General features: G+C 65.8%; 15 protein-coding genes. 3 read left to right on the forward strand and 12 right to left on the reverse strand.

What is annotated here, in order from left to right; genetic code table 11:
- The first annotated feature begins 40 nt into the window (after window positions 1-40).
- On the forward strand, window positions 41-2,719 hold the full coding sequence (locus AC6LJY_RS23685) for a two-partner secretion domain-containing protein (protein ID WP_498136893.1): 2,679 nt from the start codon (window positions 41-43) through the stop codon (window positions 2,717-2,719).
- A 98-nt stretch (window positions 2,720-2,817) separates the two neighbouring features.
- On the opposite strand, the gene AC6LJY_RS23690 is transcribed toward AC6LJY_RS23685, so the two are convergent.
- From AC6LJY_RS23690 to AC6LJY_RS23710, 5 genes are all read right to left on the reverse strand, one after another.
- Window positions 2,818-4,029 carry a fimbrial protein gene (locus AC6LJY_RS23690; RefSeq protein ID WP_314363877.1) on the reverse strand — a complete coding sequence of 404 codons (1,212 nt, stop codon included), beginning with the start codon at window positions 4,027-4,029 and terminating at the stop codon, window positions 2,818-2,820.
- Window positions 4,030-4,097: 68 nt separating this feature from the next.
- Entirely contained in the window at window positions 4,098-4,859 is a 762-nt protein-coding gene (locus AC6LJY_RS23695; protein ID WP_498136894.1) for a fimbrial biogenesis chaperone, read from the reverse strand.
- On the reverse strand, window positions 4,856-7,462 hold the full coding sequence (locus AC6LJY_RS23700; protein ID WP_498136895.1) for a fimbria/pilus outer membrane usher protein: 2,607 nt from the start codon (window positions 7,460-7,462) through the stop codon (window positions 4,856-4,858). Before AC6LJY_RS23700 ends, AC6LJY_RS23695 begins: the two co-directional genes overlap by 4 nt.
- A 110-nt stretch (window positions 7,463-7,572) precedes the next feature.
- Complete coding sequence (locus AC6LJY_RS23705) at window positions 7,573-8,334, reverse strand: fimbrial biogenesis chaperone (RefSeq protein ID WP_314363868.1); 762 nt, start codon at window positions 8,332-8,334, stop codon at window positions 7,573-7,575.
- A 14-nt stretch (window positions 8,335-8,348) separates the two neighbouring features.
- Window positions 8,349-8,933: a fimbrial protein gene (locus AC6LJY_RS23710; RefSeq protein ID WP_498136896.1), complete on the reverse strand. Its 585-nt coding sequence runs from the start codon at window positions 8,931-8,933 to the stop codon at window positions 8,349-8,351.
- 507 nt (window positions 8,934-9,440) lie between these two features.
- Between AC6LJY_RS23710 and AC6LJY_RS23715 the strand changes: the two genes are divergently transcribed.
- A complete protein-coding gene (locus AC6LJY_RS23715; RefSeq protein ID WP_498136897.1) occupies window positions 9,441-10,496 on the forward strand; it encodes an Ldh family oxidoreductase in 1,056 nt (351 codons plus the stop codon).
- A gap of 88 nt (window positions 10,497-10,584) precedes the next feature.
- Here AC6LJY_RS23715 and paoC read toward each other — a convergent pair whose 3' ends face one another.
- The 4 genes from paoC to AC6LJY_RS23735 are packed head-to-tail and all read right to left on the reverse strand — an operon-like array spanning window position 10,585 to window position 15,507.
- Entirely contained in the window at window positions 10,585-12,789 is a 2,205-nt protein-coding gene (gene paoC, locus AC6LJY_RS23720) for an aldehyde oxidoreductase molybdenum-binding subunit PaoC (RefSeq protein ID WP_046806012.1), read from the reverse strand.
- 4 nt (window positions 12,790-12,793) lie between these two features.
- Window positions 12,794-13,744, reverse strand: a complete 951-nt coding sequence (locus AC6LJY_RS23725; protein ID WP_120156452.1) for an FAD binding domain-containing protein — start codon at window positions 13,742-13,744, stop codon at window positions 12,794-12,796.
- Window positions 13,741-14,385, reverse strand: coding sequence for an aldehyde dehydrogenase iron-sulfur subunit PaoA (gene paoA, locus AC6LJY_RS23730; protein ID WP_219990652.1), 645 nt, complete (start codon window positions 14,383-14,385; stop codon window positions 13,741-13,743). The genes AC6LJY_RS23725 and paoA overlap by 4 nt, the downstream gene beginning before the upstream one ends.
- A 15-nt stretch (window positions 14,386-14,400) precedes the next feature.
- Window positions 14,401-15,507, reverse strand: coding sequence for an XdhC family protein (locus AC6LJY_RS23735; RefSeq protein ID WP_498136898.1), 1,107 nt, complete (start codon window positions 15,505-15,507; stop codon window positions 14,401-14,403).
- Between the two features lie 368 nt (window positions 15,508-15,875).
- Between AC6LJY_RS23735 and AC6LJY_RS23740 the strand changes: the two genes are divergently transcribed.
- A complete protein-coding gene (locus AC6LJY_RS23740; RefSeq protein WP_498136911.1) occupies window positions 15,876-16,547 on the forward strand; it encodes a nucleotidyltransferase family protein in 672 nt (223 codons plus the stop codon).
- 183 nt (window positions 16,548-16,730) lie between these two features.
- On the opposite strand, the gene AC6LJY_RS23745 is transcribed toward AC6LJY_RS23740, so the two are convergent.
- The 3 genes from AC6LJY_RS23745 to AC6LJY_RS23755 all read right to left on the reverse strand — a co-directional run bounded on the left by AC6LJY_RS23745 (window position 16,731) and on the right by AC6LJY_RS23755 (window position 20,792).
- A complete protein-coding gene (locus AC6LJY_RS23745) occupies window positions 16,731-17,723 on the reverse strand; it encodes a tripartite tricarboxylate transporter substrate binding protein (RefSeq protein WP_498136899.1) in 993 nt (330 codons plus the stop codon).
- A 100-nt stretch (window positions 17,724-17,823) separates the two neighbouring features.
- Window positions 17,824-19,968 carry an acetate--CoA ligase family protein gene (locus AC6LJY_RS23750; protein WP_498136900.1) on the reverse strand — a complete coding sequence of 715 codons (2,145 nt, stop codon included), beginning with the start codon at window positions 19,966-19,968 and terminating at the stop codon, window positions 17,824-17,826.
- Entirely contained in the window at window positions 19,965-20,792 is an 828-nt protein-coding gene (locus AC6LJY_RS23755) for an enoyl-CoA hydratase/isomerase family protein (protein WP_498136901.1), read from the reverse strand. The genes AC6LJY_RS23750 and AC6LJY_RS23755 overlap by 4 nt, the downstream gene beginning before the upstream one ends.
- Window positions 20,793-20,919 lie beyond the last annotated feature (127 nt).

Raw genomic sequence — 20,919 nt, forward strand, 5'->3', positions numbered from 1 at the left:
CGCCACAAGCGCGCCGCGTCGCACTTTCCCAGAGGAAAACATGAACAAGACTTTTGCATTGGTGTGGAGCGAACCACGCGGAGGCTGGGTCGCCGCCGGTGAAGGCGCGCGCCGGCGCGGCAAACCGCCGGGCGCGTTGCGGCGGGTCGCGGTCGCGGTGGCGCTGATGGGCGTTGTTGGCATTGTCCATGCTCAGGATTTTCCGAAGGACGGGGTGGTCAAGCTCGGCGCTGTCGACTTCACCGTGGATGCCGACAAGAAGACCATGCGGATCAATCAAAAGACGGACAAGCTGATCATCGATTGGCATCGGTTTGACGTGGGCGCCGGCAAGCACGTGGTTTTCAACCAGCCCGGCCGAGAATCCGTCGTGCTGAACAAGGTCCTAAGCGACTTCTTCAGCGACATCCGGGGGGAGATCAGCGCCAACGGCAGCGTATTTTTGATCAATCCCAACGGGATCGTGTTCGGTCAATCGTCGCGGGTAAACGTAGGAAGCCTGCTTGCCTCGAGCAAGCCTGTCAGCCACGACGATTTTCTTAGTGGAGGCCCAATGCAATTGACAGGTGCAGGCAACGCCGGCATCACCCACTTGGGTTCGATCACCGCCCATGGTGGCGGCAGTGTCATCCTGGTCGCCGACAATATCAAAAGCTACGGCAGCATCCAGGCGGACCGGGGCAGCGTCGCGCTGGCATCCGGCAAAACGATAACCGTGTCTTTGGCCGGGAATTCGTTGATAGACCTGCAAGTGGAAGGGGCCACCTTGAACCCCTTGATAGAAACTACCGGCTTGCTGCGCGCGCATGGCGGGCAGGTACTGCTCAAGGGGCCGGCCAAAGACGCCATGTCGGCCCTCGTGGTCAATAATCGTGGCGTGATCGAAGCCAACTCGCTGGACGGAAAATCCGGCACCATCGTTCTGGACGGCGGCAACTTCGGCCATGTCCAGGTCGGTGGACGCCTGACCGCTACGGGCGGCGACACCATGGCGGGCGGCACGATATCCGTCATCGCAAAATCCCCCTCCATCCACCCGTACGCCGACATCGACACACGCGGCGCGCCCGGACAAACCGGCCTGCTGTCGATAGCAGCGCACAACGTGAACGTTGCCGGGGACGACTCCGAAACGGGCGCCACGTTGTCCGCCAGCGTGCTGAACAAGAACCTGGCCACCACCAACGTTGCGCTGATCAGCCCATACGGCAACGTCGCGATCAACGCGCCCGTGCAGTGGAATGGCGCCACGTCGCTGACCTTGCAAGCCGCCAGGGACGTAGAGTTCAACGCCCCGGTAATCGCCCACGGAGACGGCGCGGGCCTGGCCGCCAAGACGCTGGGCGGCGATCTGCGCATCAATGCCCGCATGACGCTGGCAGGCGACAACGCGGCGCTGGCATTGATTGCAAGATCAGACTTCGACCTGAACAACGGCGTGACCATCGAACTGAGCGGTAAGGGCACCACCTACGAAACCCGCCAGGGACGCTATGACGTCATCAACGATATCAGCCAGTGGGAATCCATGAACAAGGATCTGGCCGGGCGCTATGCGCTGGGCAAGAGCCTTGAGGCGGGCGGCAAAGTCGCCACCATCGGCGATGACCACAACGTATTCACCGGCGAATTCGAGGGCATGGGCCACACACTAAGCCAGTTCGAGGTCGACGCCGACAACCACGCGGGCCTGTTCGCCCAGTCCTCGGGCAACATCCGCAACCTGAATCTGTCGGACATATCCGTGACCACGGCCAAAGGCGCGCGATCGATCGACAAGGCCGCCGGCGCGCTGGTGGGCACCAACTCCGGCGCCATCACCAACGTGCATGCGACGGGATCGCGCATGACCGACCTGGGCGCGGGTATCGGCGCGGTCGGCGGTTTGATCGGCCGCAGCAATGGCGGAACGATCGACAGATCGAGCGTCACGGCTTCGACACTGCGAGCCACGGGCGGACGCGTCGGCGGCATGATCGGCGACAACAACGGGGGCTTCATCAGCGACTCGGTGGCCAACGTCGCCGTGCAGGTATCGGGCAACGTCCACGCCGGTGGCTTTGCCGGCTATCACGAGGCGGCCGGTGCGCTCTACAACGTGCAAGCACGTGGCTCGGTCACCCATAGCGGCGAATCCGGCAATGGTCACTTTGGTGGCCTGGTCGGCGCCAACCAGGCGATCATCGCCAGTTCCGCCGCCTACGGCCGCGTCCAAGTGCAAAGCGGCTCGGCGTTTTCCGTGGGCGGGCTGGCCGGATACAACGGCGGCATGATCGAGAACGCCACCGCATACGGCCACACCAGCGGGGGCCATCACAGCGCCGTTGGCGGCCTCGTCGGGTACAACAACGGGAAGCTGACCCATACCGAAGCCAGGGGCAATGTCGCGGGGCGGGATCGGGGCGACGTGGGTGGATTGGCCGGCGTGAACCGCGGCAGTATTGAACATTCCGTCGCGAACGGCACCGTACGCGGCGAATACAAGAGTCGGATAGGTGGCTTGGTAGGCCGCAATCTGGTTACCGCCGAGATCATGGGCGGCACCGCGCACGGTGACATCAGCGGCGGCCTGCACGTCACGATGGGCGGCCTGGCCGGTGTGAACGAAGGGCTGATCCATCAGTCGCATGCGCGCAATAGCGTGAATTACTGGTGGGGCCAGTGGTTGCTGCAAACGCGCGGCGCATTGGTGGGCCGCAACACCGGTACGGTCTGGTAGGCCGCGATGGTGCGATGACGAAGGTGGCGCAATCCGACAGGACTGCGCCACCTTTTCTTGCGACCGCGATGCGTCGGCTTCGCGGACTGATGCGATACCTAGGGAAATTCGAACGTGAATTCCGCAGCGGCATTGGCTACGCCTCCTTGTACGTCGTCGCGGTCACGCGCCGTGCGGATGTAGCGGGCGGCCAACGACAGTTGCGCGCTACCGTCCATCAGCGTCATCGCATAGTCAGGGCCATAGGCGCCGCCGACGGGCCCAAACCGCACGCGTCGGTCTTGCGCATCGACCACGATGATGCCGATGCCCCGGGCCGGCTTCTCGCCCTTGGCGTTCGCGCCGTGCAGCGCCAGGACCGTATCGGTACCCGCAACGAGGCCGCTTTTTGCCCGGAACTTGACCTGTGGCCGCGCCAGTGCGCTGCATTTATTCAGCCGGATGTTGAAGGGTTTCGGCGCGGCGGTCGCGCCCTCAACGGGAAAGTCCGCGACAAAGGCGGGGGGCATGTCGACCCTGATGTCCTGATGCGCGCCGGCGTCGCACTGGTGCTTGATATCGATGCCGGGTACCGTCCCCCCGGCTCCGATCTCCAGAATCTGGCTGCCCTGATACACGGCCTTCATGGCGCACAACTTCAGCCCGGGAGGAATCGTCTGGGGTGGCGGTTGCCACGTAGGCGGGACGATGCCGACCTGGCCGGGCTTGGTAGCACCGACGCGGTTCGTGAATATCTCCAGGACCAACGCGGTATGGGGCGCTACCCCCGTTACCTTCAAGTCGCGAGGCAGATCTTCCGGCCTTGCCATCAACACCAACTGCTGGACAAACGGCATGTATTGCATCCCCCCCAGCCCGGCGACGCCAACGTTGAGGTCCGCCGCGTCTATAACCAACGAGACGCGATCCAACGCGATGACGGTGTCGCGATAGATGATCCTCATGCCTATGCCGGCCACGTTGGTGGCGACAATGCCCTCAGCCAGGTACGTCGGATTGCGCCACATCCCGGTGGTGAACAGTTTGTGCGGCTCGGTCATGCCAGGCAGCCTTGCCACCAAAAACGTGATTGCCAGCGGCGCCACTCTTTCGTACAGCACCTGGTGAATTTGCGACTGCGTCGTCAACGGCTCAACCTGCCGCCACCCTTGGCCGAAGATCACGTCGTTCTTGCAGTCCGCTGCCGCGATCACCGCGTCGGCGCCCCACGCCCATCGCGGCTGTGCGCTTGTCGCCAGCACCGCCGCTATCGCCATTGCGGCACCCCATCCTGTCCAACGCCGCGGGCGGCGCCATCGTTCATGCTGCATCTCGATCTCCTTGCCCTGCCCTGCCGCCCGGCGATAGCCCCCCGGTTGGCATGGGTGTTGGTTTTGCCTTACCGAAGGCCCAGCGCCAGCCGGCCTTCAATGATGTCGCCGTCGTCGTTTGCGGCCTGGTAACGCAGTGCGTCCTTGCCTGCCCGGGGCATCGCCCCCTTTGGCAACGGGAAGCGCGTGCGGGACAGCGGTGCAACGGTCAGCCCCATCAGTGTGATGAACGCGCCGGGCTTTTCCTGGGTGTCCAGCTCCAGCCGCGCCAGCGACACCGCATACGGCGCCGCGTTGACTGCCTCGATTTCGTGATCCGCCGCGTGATACGTCCACAACACCTGTCCGATAGCTTCGTAGGCGGATCCCGACAGGCCGTCGGGCCGATACAGCACTTTCATGCGTAGCCGATACGACAGCTGAAGCAGGTTGTTTTGCGTGCGATCCCGCGCGGGCACTTCCAGGAAATTGATCCAGAAAACGGATTCGCGATCTGACGGCAGGCGTTCTCCCGTGTGCCGCAGCAACAGGCTCGCGCGCTGCCCCGGGTCCAGTCGGTACACCGGCGGCGTCAATAGGAATGGCACGGTTTGCAAGCTGGGGTCCGAGGTGAAGTCGCCGGTGTCCAGCCAGCTTTGCACCAGGATGGGATGCTGGCCGGTATTGGCGGTGCGCAAGGTCAGTGACTGTTGCGTGGCCGGGTAGATGAAGCGCGTGCCGGTCACGACCAGATCGGCCTGCGCACTCCCAGGGCACCAGACGCACCAGGCAGCCGTCAGGGCAAGCACCAGCGTGAATCGCCAGCGGCCCCATGCGCGCGGCCGGCTCATCGGAGCGTCAGCGGTCCGACGCCGCCTTGAGGTGGGGTGGAGGGCGGATCGGCCTGCGCCGCCTGCACGCATTCCCGCTCCAGGATGTCGTAAGCGCTGTCGCCCCGCAACGCGCGGTCAGGCAATGCGTACTCAACAAAACAACGTTCGCCGTCGCCCTCTCCCCATTCGACGCGTACCGTGCCACGGTCTTTTTCCGCGCGCATGACGATGCGGCTTCCCTGCCCCACCGCGCCCACCGCCACGCCGGTGTCCGGGTCGATGACTTCGGCGCCGAAAGGCAACGGCGACCCGTCTTCCAGCTTGCCCACAATAAGCACCTGGCGAGCGCGCAACGTCGGGTAGACCAGCTTGATGATCGCCCCGGCTCGTGGCGCGATGTTCAGCGAGCTTGCCTTGAGTTCGATGTCGGCGGGCAGGTCCGCCGGGTCCACGTCCACGGCGTTCAAGCGGTACGGGCTCAGGCTGCCCACCACGGCGTAGCCAGCCGCGTCCACGCGGTTCAAGCCGTATCCCACCCGCATACCCTGCGCGTCCTTGGCCTGCACCAGCGCCACCGTTTCGCCCAGGGTCTGTGCCAACGTCAGGCCGCCACTGTGCAAGACCATGGCGCCCATGGCGTTCAACGACGCCTGGCGATATCCGCGCCCTTGGCCCACGCTGGCCGACACCGCGGCTTGCGGAAAGTTGTAGCCCAGGCCCGCGTCCGCCGAATTGGCGTTGGTGCGGCCGTTGTGCGACGCCGATAAGGAATACGAGCCCGCGCCGGCATCATCCAGCGCGCCGCTGACGCTGGAGGATACGCGCGCACCCTCGCGGCTGTCGGCGGTGTAGACGGCGCTGACGCGCGTTGCGCGCGATGACGTCGCCCGGCCAAGCGGAATGGCCACGTTAAGCGTCATCTGCGTGCTTTTGACGCTGCCGCCGCCCCAATAGTCCGAGCTGGCGCCGTGAACGCGTTGCAGCGCAATGGAATACGACACATCCTTCCAGTCGTTGTTGTAGCCCACGGAGAAGTTCATGTCGTTGCCGGCCTGCTTCCAATAGTTGGCCGTGGATGCCGACGCATACAGGCTGCCCAGGCTGCCGCCCAGGCTTTGGCTGACGTTCAGGTCGAAGCGGCTGCGCATGCGACCATCGTTCTGGTAGCGCGTGTTCTGCGGCAGGTTGCCCAGCGCCACGGCGTCGCGCAAGCCCAGGTAGCCGCTGGTCGAATAGCGGTAGGCCAATAATGAAAAGTTGGTGCCGCTGTTGGGCAGGTCGCGGCTATAGGTCAGCCGGTAGCTGGCCCCGGCGCGCGATTCCCGCGAGGGCAACTTCGCACGCGCGCCCGTCACATCAAACGCAAAGGCGCCTATCGCCGTGCTCATCGCGGCGCCCAGCAGCGCCGAGCCATAGTGGTCGGTAAACGCCAGCCCGCCGTAGCCGGTCACCGAGTCGCCCACTCCGCGCTTCAGCGTGCCCTGCAACACGTAGCGGGAGCTGCTGCGCAAGCCGGGGTCGGCCGCGCGGCCCGCCGTTACGCTGTATTGCGTCACACCCGGGCGCAACAGCTGCACGATGGTGGCAAGCGGCACCACAAAGCTGCGCAAGCTGCCATCGGCTTCCGTCACGCGCACGTCCAGATCGCCACCGTAGCTGGCGGCGCGCACGTCTTCGATGGCAAAGGGGCCGGGGGCCACGGTGGTCTCATAAATAAGGAAGCCACGTTGGTACACGGACACTTTCGCGTTGCTGTTGGCCGTGCCGCGCACGATGGGCGCGTAATAGCGCATCGTCTCGGGCAGCATGCGGTCGTCGCTGCCCAGCTGCACGCCCCGGAACGACACCGCGTCGAACAGTTCACCGCTGGTTGAGCTTTCGCCCACCAGCAACTGCGACTTCCAGGTCGGGATATCGGTTTGCAGAAAATAGGAATTGGCTTGATAGCGCGCGCCGCTGGTCTGCGACCAGGACGCCGAGCCGCTGTGCCGCAACCGCACCGCGCCCAGATTCAGCCCGGCATTGATACCGGCGTAGCCACGCGTCGTGCGGCGGCCATTGCTTTCGGTGCTGAAGACGTTGGTGTTGTAGTTCAGCCGTGCGGCGGTGATGCCGCTGTCCCACTGCGACGGGTCCACGTAGCGGTTGGACGCCGCCAGCCGTTGGAGGTACTCGGGATACGTCACGTACAGGGCCAGCTGCGCCATATCGACCCGTATCTTTGCGCCGGGCACATACCGACCCAGGTCGTCGCAGGCAAGCACCTCGGGCAGCGGCTCGACGCCATCCGCGCGCGACACCTTGCCCAGGTCCAGCCCGCCACGCTCCAGCATCAATGCGTCGTAACAGGGCGCGGCGCTGTCTTGTCCCGGCACATTGCGAAATTCGATGTCGTCGACGCCGCGCCATTGCCCGTTGAAATACAAGTCCAGGCGATGCATGCCGGGATCGGCAAAGTTCACCCGCTGAAAGCGGCGCGTGTCGATCGTGGCGCCGCCCACTTCCTGCATCAGCATGTAGGGGTCGAAAATCGCGACTTCGTCTTGCGCCGCCGCGCTGCTGGCCGTGACCGCGCAGGCGGCCGCAAGCAAGCAGCGGCCGGTGCGCCGCCAGGGGCGCATGCGTCGCCGCGCCCCGACAGGCGTGAAAACAGGATGGCGAACCGAAGGTCGCGCAAGTCGAACGTTGATCAAACCGGAGAAACTCCCGCGACAAAGGCCAGGTAAAGCGCTCAGTCCAGCAAGCGTTTGTTGATTTCGCGTCGTCCGCCAAAGTCGTTGATGGCTTCGTACTGGACGGTGGATTTCGCGCTTTGCAAGCCAGCCGCATTGGAGGAAAGCGCAAAGTTCGTTTGCCCAAACGGGGCAACCATGCCGTTATCCACGGCTATCGTCTTGCCTCCCGACACCAGCCCGACACGCGCAAACGACACATGGAACGGCGTGGGGTTGGTGACTTCAAGCTGGCGCTTTCCGCCCGCGCCGCCCACCAGCTTCCAGGTCAGCTTGTCGGGCGCCGTCGCGGCCTCGTCGGGCAGCGTGACGGGCCGAAAGAAAATCTTGATGCGGGTATGAAAGGAAAATTGCAGCACGTTGACGGTGGCTGGATCTCGCGGTGGCGTTTCCACGACGTTCAGATAAAACAGGGTCTCGCGATCGGACGGCAGCGGTTCCTTGGTGTAGCTGATGCGGATATTGGCCGCGCTGTTGGGTTCGATTCGCATGATCGGCGGCGTCAACACGAACGGCAGGCGCAAATCGGTAGGCAGCACGCCTTCCTTGCCGTCGTCGATCCAGTTTTGCGCCAGCACGGGGCTTGCCCCGTTGTTGCGGACAATCATGATGGCATCGCGCGCGTCGGACTTGATGACCAGGCGCGTGCCTTGCAAGACCAATGCGGCCTGGGCGGAAAACGCCCAGGCGCACAGGACCAAAGCGAGCGATAGCACGCGCGTGAACGCATGGCGGGCAAGCGCCCCGATGATCGTTTTCATTGCGGTCGCCGAGCTTAGTTGTAGCGCAGCGTGTAGGTCACGAAGGAATCGCCGCCCCCCATGCCGACCGAAGTAGCGGAGGGATCCTGCGGGACGTATTTGGCCGAGTAGTACAGGATGGCCTGATTGTTCTTGACCTCGGCGACTTGCGGGTTGGGGTCGGTGATGCCCAGCCGGATCGGCGTGGTGTTGGCGGGGGCTTCGCTGCGGTTGTTGCGGATCTGGATCTGCACGCCGGCAGCCGGGTCTGCGCCCACCAGCTTCAGGTTGCCCGTCACCTTGTCGACGTTCGGGTGGTTGGCATGAAATTGCAGCCGCACCTTGGTGTCATCCGTGCAATCGACAGAGCCGTGCACCTTGATCTGAAAGTCGCGTTCGGGCGCGGACCCATTCACGACGTCCGCGGGATTGACCGTGCCGAACGAAGGCACGTCGGTGACGCCATTGGCGCCGCCCGCGCTGCCTTCAACGTCGCACGTCACGTCGCTGATCGTGCCAAAAAAGTTGACGGTGCCGCCGGCGGCGAAACTGGCGCCCGGCGCGAATGCGGCGAGCAGCAAGCCAGAGGCGGCAAGGGATGTCACGATACTGCGCTTCATGCGTATTCCTTTTGTGAAGATGAATATGGCGGCTGAAAAAGGCGACGCGGTGAACCACGGGTTTGCGGATACGCCGCGGGCGCGATATGCCGCCGAAGCCTTGATGACTGCCAGAACCCGGCACACCGTGTCCTGGCAACAGGGCTCGCCAACCCCGGCAAGACAATGCCGCGGGGATGGGTTGGTACGAGTCCATGAACGATACGATTTAGGCGCGCGGATTTAACTAGGAAGATGCTTAATTGGCGCTCTGATAAATCAGAAAAGCAGCCCTTTTGCTGAATGTCGAACGCCATTTGTATTGCTGCATTGCAAAACAGCTTTCATCCCTTTGCCAAAGCGGTCCCACGCTTGAATTGATGCACTGCCACAGGCGCGTCCACGGCTTGTTCAAGCGCGACATATTCGGGTCGCAATCAGGCTGGCCATCAACCTCGCTACACTGGCCAAGCGCAGACTGCCCCGCGCCGCTTTGATTCGACCCCGCCCGCGCTGCCGGCCGGGGCCATGCAATGCAACCCCGGAGGTAATGTGAACACCGACATGGTCAATCTCTCGATCACCGAGGCCTATGAGTTATCGCTTGATGTGTTGAGCCGCAACGGCTTTTCAATGGCGCACGCCAAGGCCATCGCGCAAACGATCACGGCGGGTCAGCGCGATGACTGCCAGTCTCATGGCATGTACCGCCTGCTCGCTTGCGTGCGCACCTTGCAGTCCGGGCTGGTTGACCCTGAAGCCCTGCCCATCGTCACGCACCCCACCGCAGCCGTGGTGCAGGTCGATGCGCAGCGCGCGTATTCCTTGTTGGCATTTCAAGAAGGCTTGCCGCATCTGGTGGACAAGGCCAAGCGCAACGGCGTGGCCGTGCTGGCCATCAACAATTGCTTCCACTTTTCCGCGCTGTGGCCGGAAGTCGAAGCCATTGCGCAGCATGGCCTTGCGGGCCTGGCGATGACGCCCAGCCATAGCTGGGTGGCGCCCGCGGGCGGTACGCGTCCGGTGTTCGGCACCAACCCCTTGGCGTTCGCCTGGCCGCGCCCTGGCCCCTCCCCGTATGTGTTTGACTTTGCCACCAGCATGGTCGCGCGCGGCGAAATCGAATTACACCGCCGCACCGGGCGCGCCATTCCAGAAGGCTGGGCGATCGATGCGCAAGGACGGCCCACCACCGACGCCGCAGCGGGACTGGCGGGCGCGATGCTGCCGTTCGGTACCTACAAGGGGTCGGCACTATCCACGATGATCGAGCTGCTGGCCGGACCGCTCATCGGCGACTGGACCAGCATGCAGTCGCAAGCGCACGATGCCGGCAAGGGCGGCACGCCCCTGCACGGGGAATTGGTGATTGCGCTGGACCCGAACATCCTGGGCCGTGGCCTGGCGCCGGCCAACGCCGACGCCGCCGAAGCCATGCTGGACGCCATCAGCGGCCAGGGCGCACGCCTGCCTTCCGAACGCCGCTTCAAGGCGCGCGCCAAGAGCGAACAGGAAGGCGTATGGGTCGGCCGCGCGCTGTATGACGAGATCAGGTCGTTGGGGTCATTGAAGACGCAGGGCTGACACGCGCGTCGCCCAGCCGGCACCTTGGCGCGCTGCCGGCCGCTGGCGGCAGGCGGCGACGCGGCTGGGAATCACTGTCCTGGTCAGCTCAGCTCAGCTCTGGCAAGCCCGGCAGCAGCTTGTCCAACGTGATCGGGTAGTCTCGCACCCGGACACCGGTGGCGTTGTAGATCGCGTTGGCAATCGCCGCGCCCACGCCGCACAGGCCCAGCTCGCCCACGCCCTTGGCTTTCATGGGCGAGGAAATCGGGTCGGTTTCATCCAGGAAGATGACCTCCTGGCTTGGGATGTCGGCGTGCACCGGCACCTCATACCCGGCCAGGTCGTGGTTCACGAAGAAGCCGACCCGGTCGTCCACCGCCAGCTCTTCCATCAAGGCCGCGCCCACGCCCATCGTCATGGCGCCGATCACCTGGCTGCGCGCCGTCTTGGGGTTCAGGATGCGCCCGGCGGCGCACACGGCCAGCATGCGCCGGATGCGCGTCTCGCCGGTGGCCGCGTCCACCGCCACTTCGACAAAATGCGCGCCGAAGGTGGACTGCTGGAACTTCTTGTCCAGGTCACCGAATTCCATCGTGTCTTCCGCGACCAGGTCGCCGCCCGCCGCCGCATCGCGCAGCGTTGCCGTTCGGCCATTTGCATCGGTGACCGAGCCGTCCGCGAACACCGCCCCGTCCGTGGCGAAGCCCAGGCGTTGCAGAATCTGGGTGCGCAGCTTGTCGCACGCCGCGTACACGCCCGCCGTCGAGCTGTTGGCGCCCCACTGCCCGCCCGAGCCGGCCGACACCGGGAAGTCGGAATCGCCCAACCGCACGACGACCTTGGCCAGCGGCACGCCCAACATTTCGGCGGCCGTCTGCGCGATGATCGTGTAGCTGCCGGTGCCGATGTCCGTCATATCGGTTTCAACGATGACCTGGCCCGCGGCGTCCAGGCGCACGCGCGCCGCCGAGGTGGTCACCAGGTTATTGCGAAACGCCGACGCCACGCCCATGCCCACCAACCAGCGCCCTTCGCGGCGAGTACCGGGCTTGGCGCTGCGATTGGCCCATCCAAAATGGTCCGCGCCCAGGCGCAGGCATTCAATGAAGCGGCGCTGCGAGAACGGCCGCTCCGGCTTGGCCGGGTCCACCTGCGTGTCGTTGCGCACCCGAAATTCCACCGGGTCCAGCCCGGCCGCTTCCGCCATTTCGTCCACGGCAATTTCCAGCACCATCATGCCCGGCGCCTCGCCGGGCGCGCGCATGGCGTTGCCTTCGGGCAGGTCCAGCTGCATCAGGTTCAGCGCGGTCAGCCGGTTGGCGCCGGCATACAACAACCGCGTTTGCTGCACGGCCAGCTCGGGCTGGCCGCCGGGCAAGTCGCCCGACCAGCTTTCGTGGCCGATGGCGGTGATCTTGCCGTCTGGCGTCGTGCCGATGCGCACACGCTGAATCGTTGCGGGCCGATGCGTGGTGTTGTTCGCTATCAACGGGCGTTGCAGCGCCACCTTGACCGGTCGGCCCGCCGCCCGCGCACCCAACGCCGCCATCAAGGCATCCGCGCGCACAAACAGCTTGCCGCCAAAACCGCCGCCCACATAGGGCGAGATCAAGCGCACCTTTTCGCGCGGCACACCCAGCGTGCGCGCCAGGTCGCCACGCCCCCAGTCCACCATCTGGTTCGACGTCCACACCGTCAGCGCATCGCCTTCCCATTTGGCAACGGACGCATGCGGCTCCATCATCGCGTGCGACTGGTCGGGCGTGGTGTAGGTGTGGTCGATCTTCACCGGCGCCTGCGCATAGGCGCTTTCGAATTCACCCACGCGGTCCTCTTGCGGATCGTTCTTTCCAGCCTTGTCCGTAGACGCCTTCTCGGCGGCCAGATCGAACGCGCCCTGCGTGCGTTCGTACTGCACGCGGATTAGCCGGCTGGCGGCGCGCGCCTGTTCCAGGTTTTCGGCCACCACCAGGGCGATGGCCTGGTGATAGTGCTCGATGGCGGGGCCGCCCAGCAGCGTGGCGGTGTTCATCTTGCCCTTGCCCAGCTTGCCGGCGTTTTGCGCGGTCACCACCGCCAGCACGCCGGGCGCGCGGCGCGCGGCCTCGATGTCCATCGACGTGATGCGGCCTTTTGCGATGGCAGAACCCAGTACATAGCCCACGGCGGCATCCGGCGCCACGTCATGCCGCTCGTACGCGTAGGGCGCCCTGCCGGTGGTTTTCAACGGGCCGTCGATGCGGTCGACGCCATGGCCCACGACCTTTAGCTGGTCGATGGGATTTTGGGTAGCGGGAGTATCGAATTTCATCGCGTCAGGCCCTCGCTTGCGCCAGCACTGCACTCAGGGTTCTTGCGGCCAGTGTCAGCTTGAATGCGTTGTCGTCGGTGGGCCGGGCGTCGGCCAGCAGGCGGTCGGTGACCGCCCGCGCGCCTTGCGGCAACGCGGCGTCGGCGGCGTCCAGACGCCACGGTTGCGGCGCCACCCCGCCCAACGCCACCCGGCCGCTGCCGTCTGGCTGCACCACGGCGGCCACGGACACCAGCGCAAACGCGTAAGAGGCGCGGTCGCGCACCTTGCGATACACGTGCGTGCCACCTGCCGGCTTGGGCAGGGCCACCGCCGTGATCAGCTCGCCGGCTTCCAGCGTGGTTTCAATGTGCGGCGTATCGCCGGGCAGGCGGTAGAAGTCCGCGATCGGAATCACGCGCGTGGCGCCGTCCGGGCGCACCGTTTCCACCTGCGCGTCCAGCACGCGCATGGCCACCGCCATGTCGCTGGGGTGCGTGGCGATACAGGCGTCACTGGTGCCTATCACGGCTAATTGACGCGTCACGCCGCCGATGGCCGAACAGCCCGTGCCCGGCGCGCGCTTGTTGCACGGCATGTTGGTGTCGTAGAAATACGGACAGCGCGTACGTTGCAGCAGGTTGCCCGCCGTGGTCGCGCGATTGCGAATCTGCCCCGACGCGCCGGCCAGAATGGCGCGCGACAGCACGGCGTAATCGCGCCGCACGCGCTCGTCGGCGGCCAGATCGGTGTTGCGTACCAGGCTGCCGATGCGCAGCCCACCTTCAGGCGTCGGCGTGATCTGGTCCAACGCCAGCCCGTTCACGTCGATCAGGTGCGTGGGCGTTTCCACTTCCAGCTTCATCAGGTCCAGCAGATTGGTGCCGCCCGCAATGAAGCGGGCGCCGCGTGCCTGGGCGGCGCTGGCGGCGGCGTCGGCGGGGGTGCGTGCGCGTTCGTAGGTAAACGGCCTCATGCTTTGCTCCCCGCCACCTCGGTGATGGCTTCAATGATGTTTGAATACGCGCCGCAGCGGCAGATGTTGCCGCTCATGCGTTCGCGGATTTCGTCCACGCTAAGCAGCGGGCGCTCGGTCAGGCTCTCGCTGACGTGGCTGGGCACGCCTTGCGACAATTCTTCCAGCATGGCCACCGCCGAACAGATCTGGCCCGGCGTGCAGTAGCCGCACTGATAACCGTCGTGCTTGACGAAGGCGGCCTGTAGCGGATGCAGCGCCGTGGGCGAGCCCAGCCCTTCAATGGTGGTGATCTCGGCGCCGTCGTGCATCACGGCAAGAGTCAGACAGGAATTGACGCGGCGTCCGTCCAGCACCACCGTACAGGCGCCGCACTGGCCGTGGTCGCAACCCTTCTTGGTGCCGGTCAGATGCAAGTGTTCGCGCAGCGCATCCAACAAGCTGGTGCGCATGTCCAGCGACACTTCGCGTGACGCGCCATTCACCCGCAGCGTCACGGTGGCGGACATCGGCTGCACGCCGGTCTGCGCGGCCTGCTGGGCCAACGACACCGACGATGAGGCAGCCATGGCGGTTGCGGAAACGGCGCCCGCCTTCAGCAGGTTGCGCCGGGTGATCTTGATTGCTGATGAGTTTTCCAAGTCTGCCCCTTTCGTTTAGTCGGCGACGCGGATGGCGGCGCGTTGCGGGTCGGGTTGCGGGTCGGGTTGCGGGTCGCACGGCGGGTCGCACGGCGGGTCGCATTGCGGATCGGATTGCGGTCCGGCATGCAGCAACCCGCATTCCCATTCCCGCCGGGAATGCGCGGCGGCCTGTGTCGTATGTTGAATACGTTGCTGCGTCAGCTCCGCCAGGATCGACACCGCGATCTCTGGCGGGGTGCGGCTGCCGATGGGCAGGCCCACCGGGCCGCGCAGGCGCGCAACCTGCGCTTCTGTAAAACCGAAGTGTTCACGCAGACGCGCGCGTCGCTGTTCGTTGGTGCGGCGCGAGCCCAGCGCGCCCACAAAGAACGCCGGCGACGGCAGCGCCTCCAGCAAGGCCATGTCGTCCAGCTTCGGGTCATGCGCCAGCACGATGATCGCCGTGCGCACGTCGGGCGCAAGGGCCATCACCGTGTCGTCCGGCATCGTCGTGACGAGTCGTGTACCCGGCACGTCCCACGATGCGGCGTATTCTTCGCGCGGATCGCACACGGTGACGTCGAATCCCAGGGCTACCGCCATCGGCGCCACATAGCGCGCGATGTCGCCGGCGCCCACCAGCAGCAAGCGCCATTGCGGGCCGTGCAGCGTGGTCAACACTTTGCCGTTCCAGTCGAACCGGTCGCCCGGCTGCGCCGGCGTCAGCTGCGCGGTGCCATCGGCCAGGCTCAACGTTCTTTTGACGAGTTCGCCCTGGCGCAGTCGGTCGGCAAGGCTATGCAGCTGCGCCGCATCCGGCTTGGGTTCGATCAGCAGTTCCAGGATGCCGCCGCAGGGCAGGCCAAAGTTCAACGCTTCGTCGCGGGTGGCGCCGTAGGTCAGCGCATAGGGGCCGGCGCGCCAAAGATCGCCGCGCCGCATCTTGTCGATGAGATCATCTTCGATACAGCCACCGGATACCGACCCGGCAATGCGCCCATCGTCGCGCACCGCCAGCCACGATCCGCGCGGCCGTGGCGAGGCGCCCCAGGTTGCGGCTACCGTCGCCAGGACAAACGCGTGGCCCTGGCGCCGCCAGTCCTGGATAGCGGCCAACACTTGTAGATCAAGACTTTCCATGTTGGTGCCTTTGGAAATATCGGACTCACTCTACCAGTGGCCCGCCCGGCAAGAAAAGAGGCAAAATCCGCATACACCGTTGAGTGAAATTCACGAATCAACGGGGGAATGTCAGGAGTGGCGCGGGTTGTCCAAGACGCCACGTCTCCACCCCCCAGTTGCCCACTGTCAACCGTGATCGCCCAGCAAGCGCCATGCCTAAGCCGTTACCGTCTTCGTCAGCCTCTGCTTTGTCAGCCTCTGCTTGGTCAGCCCCTTCCTTGTCCGCCCCTTTCTTGTCAGCGCCTTCCTTGTCAGACCCTTCCTTGTCAGCCCCTTCCTTGTCCGCCCCTTCCTTGTCAGCGCCTTCCACGCCCCCCTCTTCCGCGTTGCGCGCTTTGCCCTCGGCCGCGTGCGTCGGCATCTTGCTGGCGGCGGGCCATGGGCGGCGCTACGCCGCAGACGCCCCTGGTCAAGACAAGTTGATGGCCCGGCTGGAAGATGGCACGCCGGTGGCGGTGGCGTCCGCCCGCGCGCTGGGCAGCGCCACGTCACGCACCATTGCGGTGCTTCGACCCGACCAGGCGGCGCTGGGCGCGCTGCTGCAAGCGGAAGGATGCGAGCTGGTCATGGTGGGCGCGAACGCGGACGGCATGGGCGATAGCCTGGCGATTGCCGCCCGCCACTTGCTCGGCCTGGGCATGGGCCGGGGCGAAGATTTTCCACCCGGAGGGCGAGACGTTCACGCTAAGACGCAGCGCTTGCCCGCGGCATCGTCGTGCCTGGTCGCCTTGGCGGACATGCCGTGGTTGCGCGCCGACACCTGCATGCAAGTGGCCGCCGCAGCCCCGCACCATCGCATCGTGACGCCCACGAGGCAAGGCAAGCGCGGCCACCCCGTCGCCTTCGCTCGCGAGCTCTGGCCTGAGCTTGCCGCGCTATCGGGCGACGTGGGCGCGCGCCGCTTGCTGCTGCGCCATCCCGTGCACGAGTTGGCAGTGGACGATCCCGGCGTGCACGCCGATGTCGACACGCCGCAAGATCTGCAAGGCGGTCATTGACCCTGCCGGATCGTGGCGATGTCTTTCATCGCGCGCCTTCCCGCCCCTTCTCGCCACTTCTCGCCCCTCCCCGCGCCCACTTCGTGCCCGCGCTTGCCCACGCTTGCCCACGCTTGCCCGCGCCACAGGCCGACGTTTGCACGGCTGCCGGTGTTGAACCTTGCGCCCGGGCGCGCCACCTGCTCAGGGGGCGTCGGTAATGCCTGCCTCGCTAACGATCTTGCTCCAGCGCGCCTCTTCCTGCTTCACGTAGTCCCCCAGCGCGGCGGGCGTGCCGACATTGGCCACCAGCCCCTCCAATTCCAGCGCCGTCTGAAAATCCGCCTTGCCCGACACGTTCTTGATGGCGGCGTTCAGCCGGTCAATGACGGCGGCGGGCGTGCCTTGCGGGACGAACACGCCGTACCAGCTGTCCACGTAGTAGCCCGGCACCCCTGCTTCGGCCACGGCGGGCACGCCGGGGTACGACGGTGAACGGTCTTGGGTCGTGACGGCCAGCGCGCGCAACTGCCCGGTCTTGACGTGGCCGCTGACGCTGGCCGACGTAGAGAAGATCATGTCGATCTGCCCCCCCATCAAGTCATTGATGCCGGGGCCCGCGCCCTTATACGGCACATGCAGGACGTCGACCTTGCCCAGGCTTTTGAAGAGCTCGCCGGCCAGATGCGCCGACGTGCCATTGCCGTAGGAACCGAACGTCAGCTTGCCGGGATGGGCGCGCGCGTACGCCAGGATGTCCGGCACGCTCTTGAATTTGGACTTGGGTGACACCACCAGCACATTGGGCGACTTGCCGATCAGCGCAACGGGCGCAAACGCCTTGTCGGTGTCGTAGGGCAGCTTCTTGTGAATGGCCGGGTTGACCGCGTGCGCGAACGTCGCCATCAGCAGCGTGTAGCCGTCGGGCGGACTCTTGGCCACGTTCTCGGTGCCGATGATGGTGCTGCCGCCCGGCCGGTTCTCGACGATGACGGATTGGCCAAGTTCGTCGGTCAGGCCCTTGGCCAGCTGGCGCGCAATGATATCCGTGCCGCCGCCGGGCGTGAACGGCACCACGATACGCAGCGGCCGGTCGGGAAATGCGGCGTGCGCTTGCGGCGCGGCCACGGCGCATATCGTCAACATCGCGGCGGCGACTGCCTTGATGGGCCGCAACACAAATGGGTAGGTCTTCATCGTTGTCTCCTGATATTTTTTTGCGCCGGTCTTGTGCGGATCCTGTGCGGCGCGTCGGCAAAAAAGTTGCGTGGGGGGAAAGGACGGCGGGGCTGCCCGCCTAGTCCTTCATCACCACGACGCCATCGGCCGCGCAGACGCCCTGCCCTGTCGGCTTGACGAACAGCGGGTTGATCTCGGCTTCCAGCAACTGGTCTTGCAAGGTGCTTGCCATGCGCGCAAACGCCAACACCGCCTGCACCAGCGCGGGCACGTCGCAGGTCGGTCGGCCGCGATAGCCGTCCAGCAAGGGCCATGTTTTCAAGCGGCGCAGGGCCGCCTCGACGTCTTGCGCCGTCAAGGCCGCGCCGTCGTCCGGCAATAGCAGCAAGGTGGTGTCGCGCACCAGCTCGGCCACCACGCCGCCCATGCCCAGCAATATCGCCGTGCCCAGCGGGTCCTGATGCAGGCCGACGATGACCTCGGCCGCGCCGGTGACCATCTCTTGCACCAGGTAGGCCTGGGGCGGCTTGCCGGTGTGCTGGCGCACATCGATGCGCATCTGTCGCAGGCGCTGCGCGATGTCTTCCGGCGCGACATTGACGGCTACGCCGCCCACGTCGCTCTTGTGGGTGATGTCGCGCGACAGCAGCTTGAGCACCACGCGCGGGCCCAATGCACGGGCGGCGCGGGTGGCGTCGGCTTCGGCGTCGGCTTCGGCTTCGGCTTCGGCTTCGGCATTGACGATGATTTCCCGCACGCCCGGGATTCCGAACTGCGCGAACAGCGCCTTGGCCTGTGCTTCGTCCAGCGCCTTGTGCGGTTCGACGGTTGCGGGCGAAGCCGCGTGCGCTGGCGTGCCGTCGCGCACCGGGCGCACCGCGCGCACTCCGCTCAGCTTGCCACCCTGCACCCGCCGCATGGCGGACAACGCCGCGCCGACGCTTTCGGGCGCGGCAAAGGCCGGCACGCCGTAGCGGCTCAGGACTTCCGCGGCGCGCGGGGCGTGCGGACTGATATATGCCAGTACCGGTTTGCCGTCAGGCGTCAGCGAATCGCGCAGCGCACCGGCCATCAGCTCGGGCTGCGCCACGGCGGAAGATCCCGCGATGACGACCAGCGCATCGTACTGATCGCTTTCCAGCACGATGCGGATGGCGTTGCGCAGCAGGTCCGGCTGCAAGCCGGCCAGCGTCACGTCGATCGGGTTGCGATCCAGCGCGGCGTGGTCGCCGGTTTGCAGCGCGCGCAAGGCGGCGCCCGTGGCGGCATCGGGCGCCGGCAGCTCAAAGCCTGCCACGCCCAGGCTGTCGGCCACCAGCGTGCCCGCCCCGCCGGTTGACGTCAGCACCGCCACGCGATTGCCGCCCAGCTTGCGATCGCCGGCCAGCGCGGCGGGTATATCCAGCAGGTCGGCAAACGTTTGCGCGCGAATGATGCCCGTCTCGTCGAACAGCGCGTCGTACATGGCGTCGGCACCGGCCAAGGCGCCCGTATGCGAGGCCGCCGCCTGCGCGCCGGATGCCGAACGGCCGACCTTGAACGCCACGATGGGCTTGCCGGCCGCCGCCGCCTTGCGCGCCGCCGCGCGGAACGTCCTGGGGTTGCGGATGCTTTCCACATACAGGGCGATGACGCGCGTGGCCGGGTCGTCCACCAACGCATCCACAAAATCCGCCAGGTCCAGATCGACCTCGTTGCTGGTGGAGATCAGCTTGGAAAACCCGATGCCGCGCGCCGCCGCGCGTGACAGCAACGCACCCAGGATGCCGCCGCTTTGCGACACCAGCCCAATCGCGCCGCTGGTCAGCTCATCGACTTCCAGCGCGCCGCTGGCGGATAGGGTGATGCGGTCGGTCAGGTTGACCAGGCCGATGGTGTTTGGCCCCAGGATGCGCATGCTGCCCGCCGCCTCGCGCAGCTCGCGCTGACGGCGTGCGCCCACGTCCCCGGTTTCCGAGTAGCCGCTGGCCAGCACGATGGCCGCGCCCGTGCCCATGGCCGCCAGTTCGGCAATCGCCTGCTGCGTGCGCTGCGCGCTCAGCAACACGATGGCCACGTCCGGCGCTTCCGGCAAGGAGCGGATATCGGGGTAGCAACGCAGCCCGCCAATCTCGGACGCTTTGGGATTGACGGGATAAATGCGCCCTTCAAAGCCATGCTTTTGCAGATAGGCCACCGGCCGGCCCGACGTCTTGGCCGGGTCCGCCGACGCCCCCACGACCGCAACGCTGCGCGGTCGCAGCAATTTCTGTATGCCGCTCATTGCGCGTCTCCGTCGCGACCGCCCGAAGCGGCCTTGGCCTGGGCCATCTTAGCCAGGAATGCCGCAACGGATTCGCGGTGTTCGCTGCTGGTGTAGCAGATGCCCTGCGCCTGGCTGCCCATGGCGAAGACCTGGTCGGCGGTCAGCTCGGAACTCTGGTCAAGTATCGATTTGCTAAGCGCCAAGGCCGTGGCCGAGCCCTTGGCCAGTTCGGCGGCCCAGGCCTGCGCCGCGCGCACTTCGTCGCCAGCCGGGGCGAGCCGGTCGGCGATGCCCAGGGCCAGGGCTTCTTCCGCCAAGACCTTGCGGCCGGAATAGATCAGGTCCTTGGCGCGTGCCAGCCCCACGCGACGAGGCAGGAAAAACATGCCGCCACCATCCGGAATCAATCCCCGCGCGATGTAGCTCCAGGTGAACGACGCACTGTCCGACGCCACGATGAAATCGCAGCTAAGCGCCGTGTCTGCCCCCAGGCCGGCGGCCGCGCCGTTAACGGCGGCGATGGTGGGCTTGGGCATGCGAAACAGCAGGCTGACCGCATGGTGCACACGCTGCTGCCGTGACCAGCCGTTGAAGGCGACTTCGCCCGAGGGCGCGTCCATGCGGCGCTGCATGCCAGAGATGTCGCCGCCCGCGCAGAAGCCCTTGCCTTCCCCTGTCAGCACCAGCGCCTTGGTGCCCCGGTCAGCGGCCACGGCCTCCAGCGCATGGATCAGTTCGGCACGCATGGCGTCGCTGATGGCGTTGCGCTTCTCGGGCCGGTTCAGCGTTAGCGTCGCCACGCCGCCGTCCGCGTGCAGTTTGATGAATTCGTAGTCCGCCATCTTGTTGCTCCGTCTTGGTCGATAGGCCAGCGCGATCCGATGCTTTTTTTTCGCTGGCGATATCGACACGGTAGGCGCTACAGTGGGCAAAAACACCGGCCCAATTCCACCTGATGGAATTGGGCCG

The sequence above is a fragment of the Achromobacter sp. RT286_PF genome, assembly GCF_059760425.1.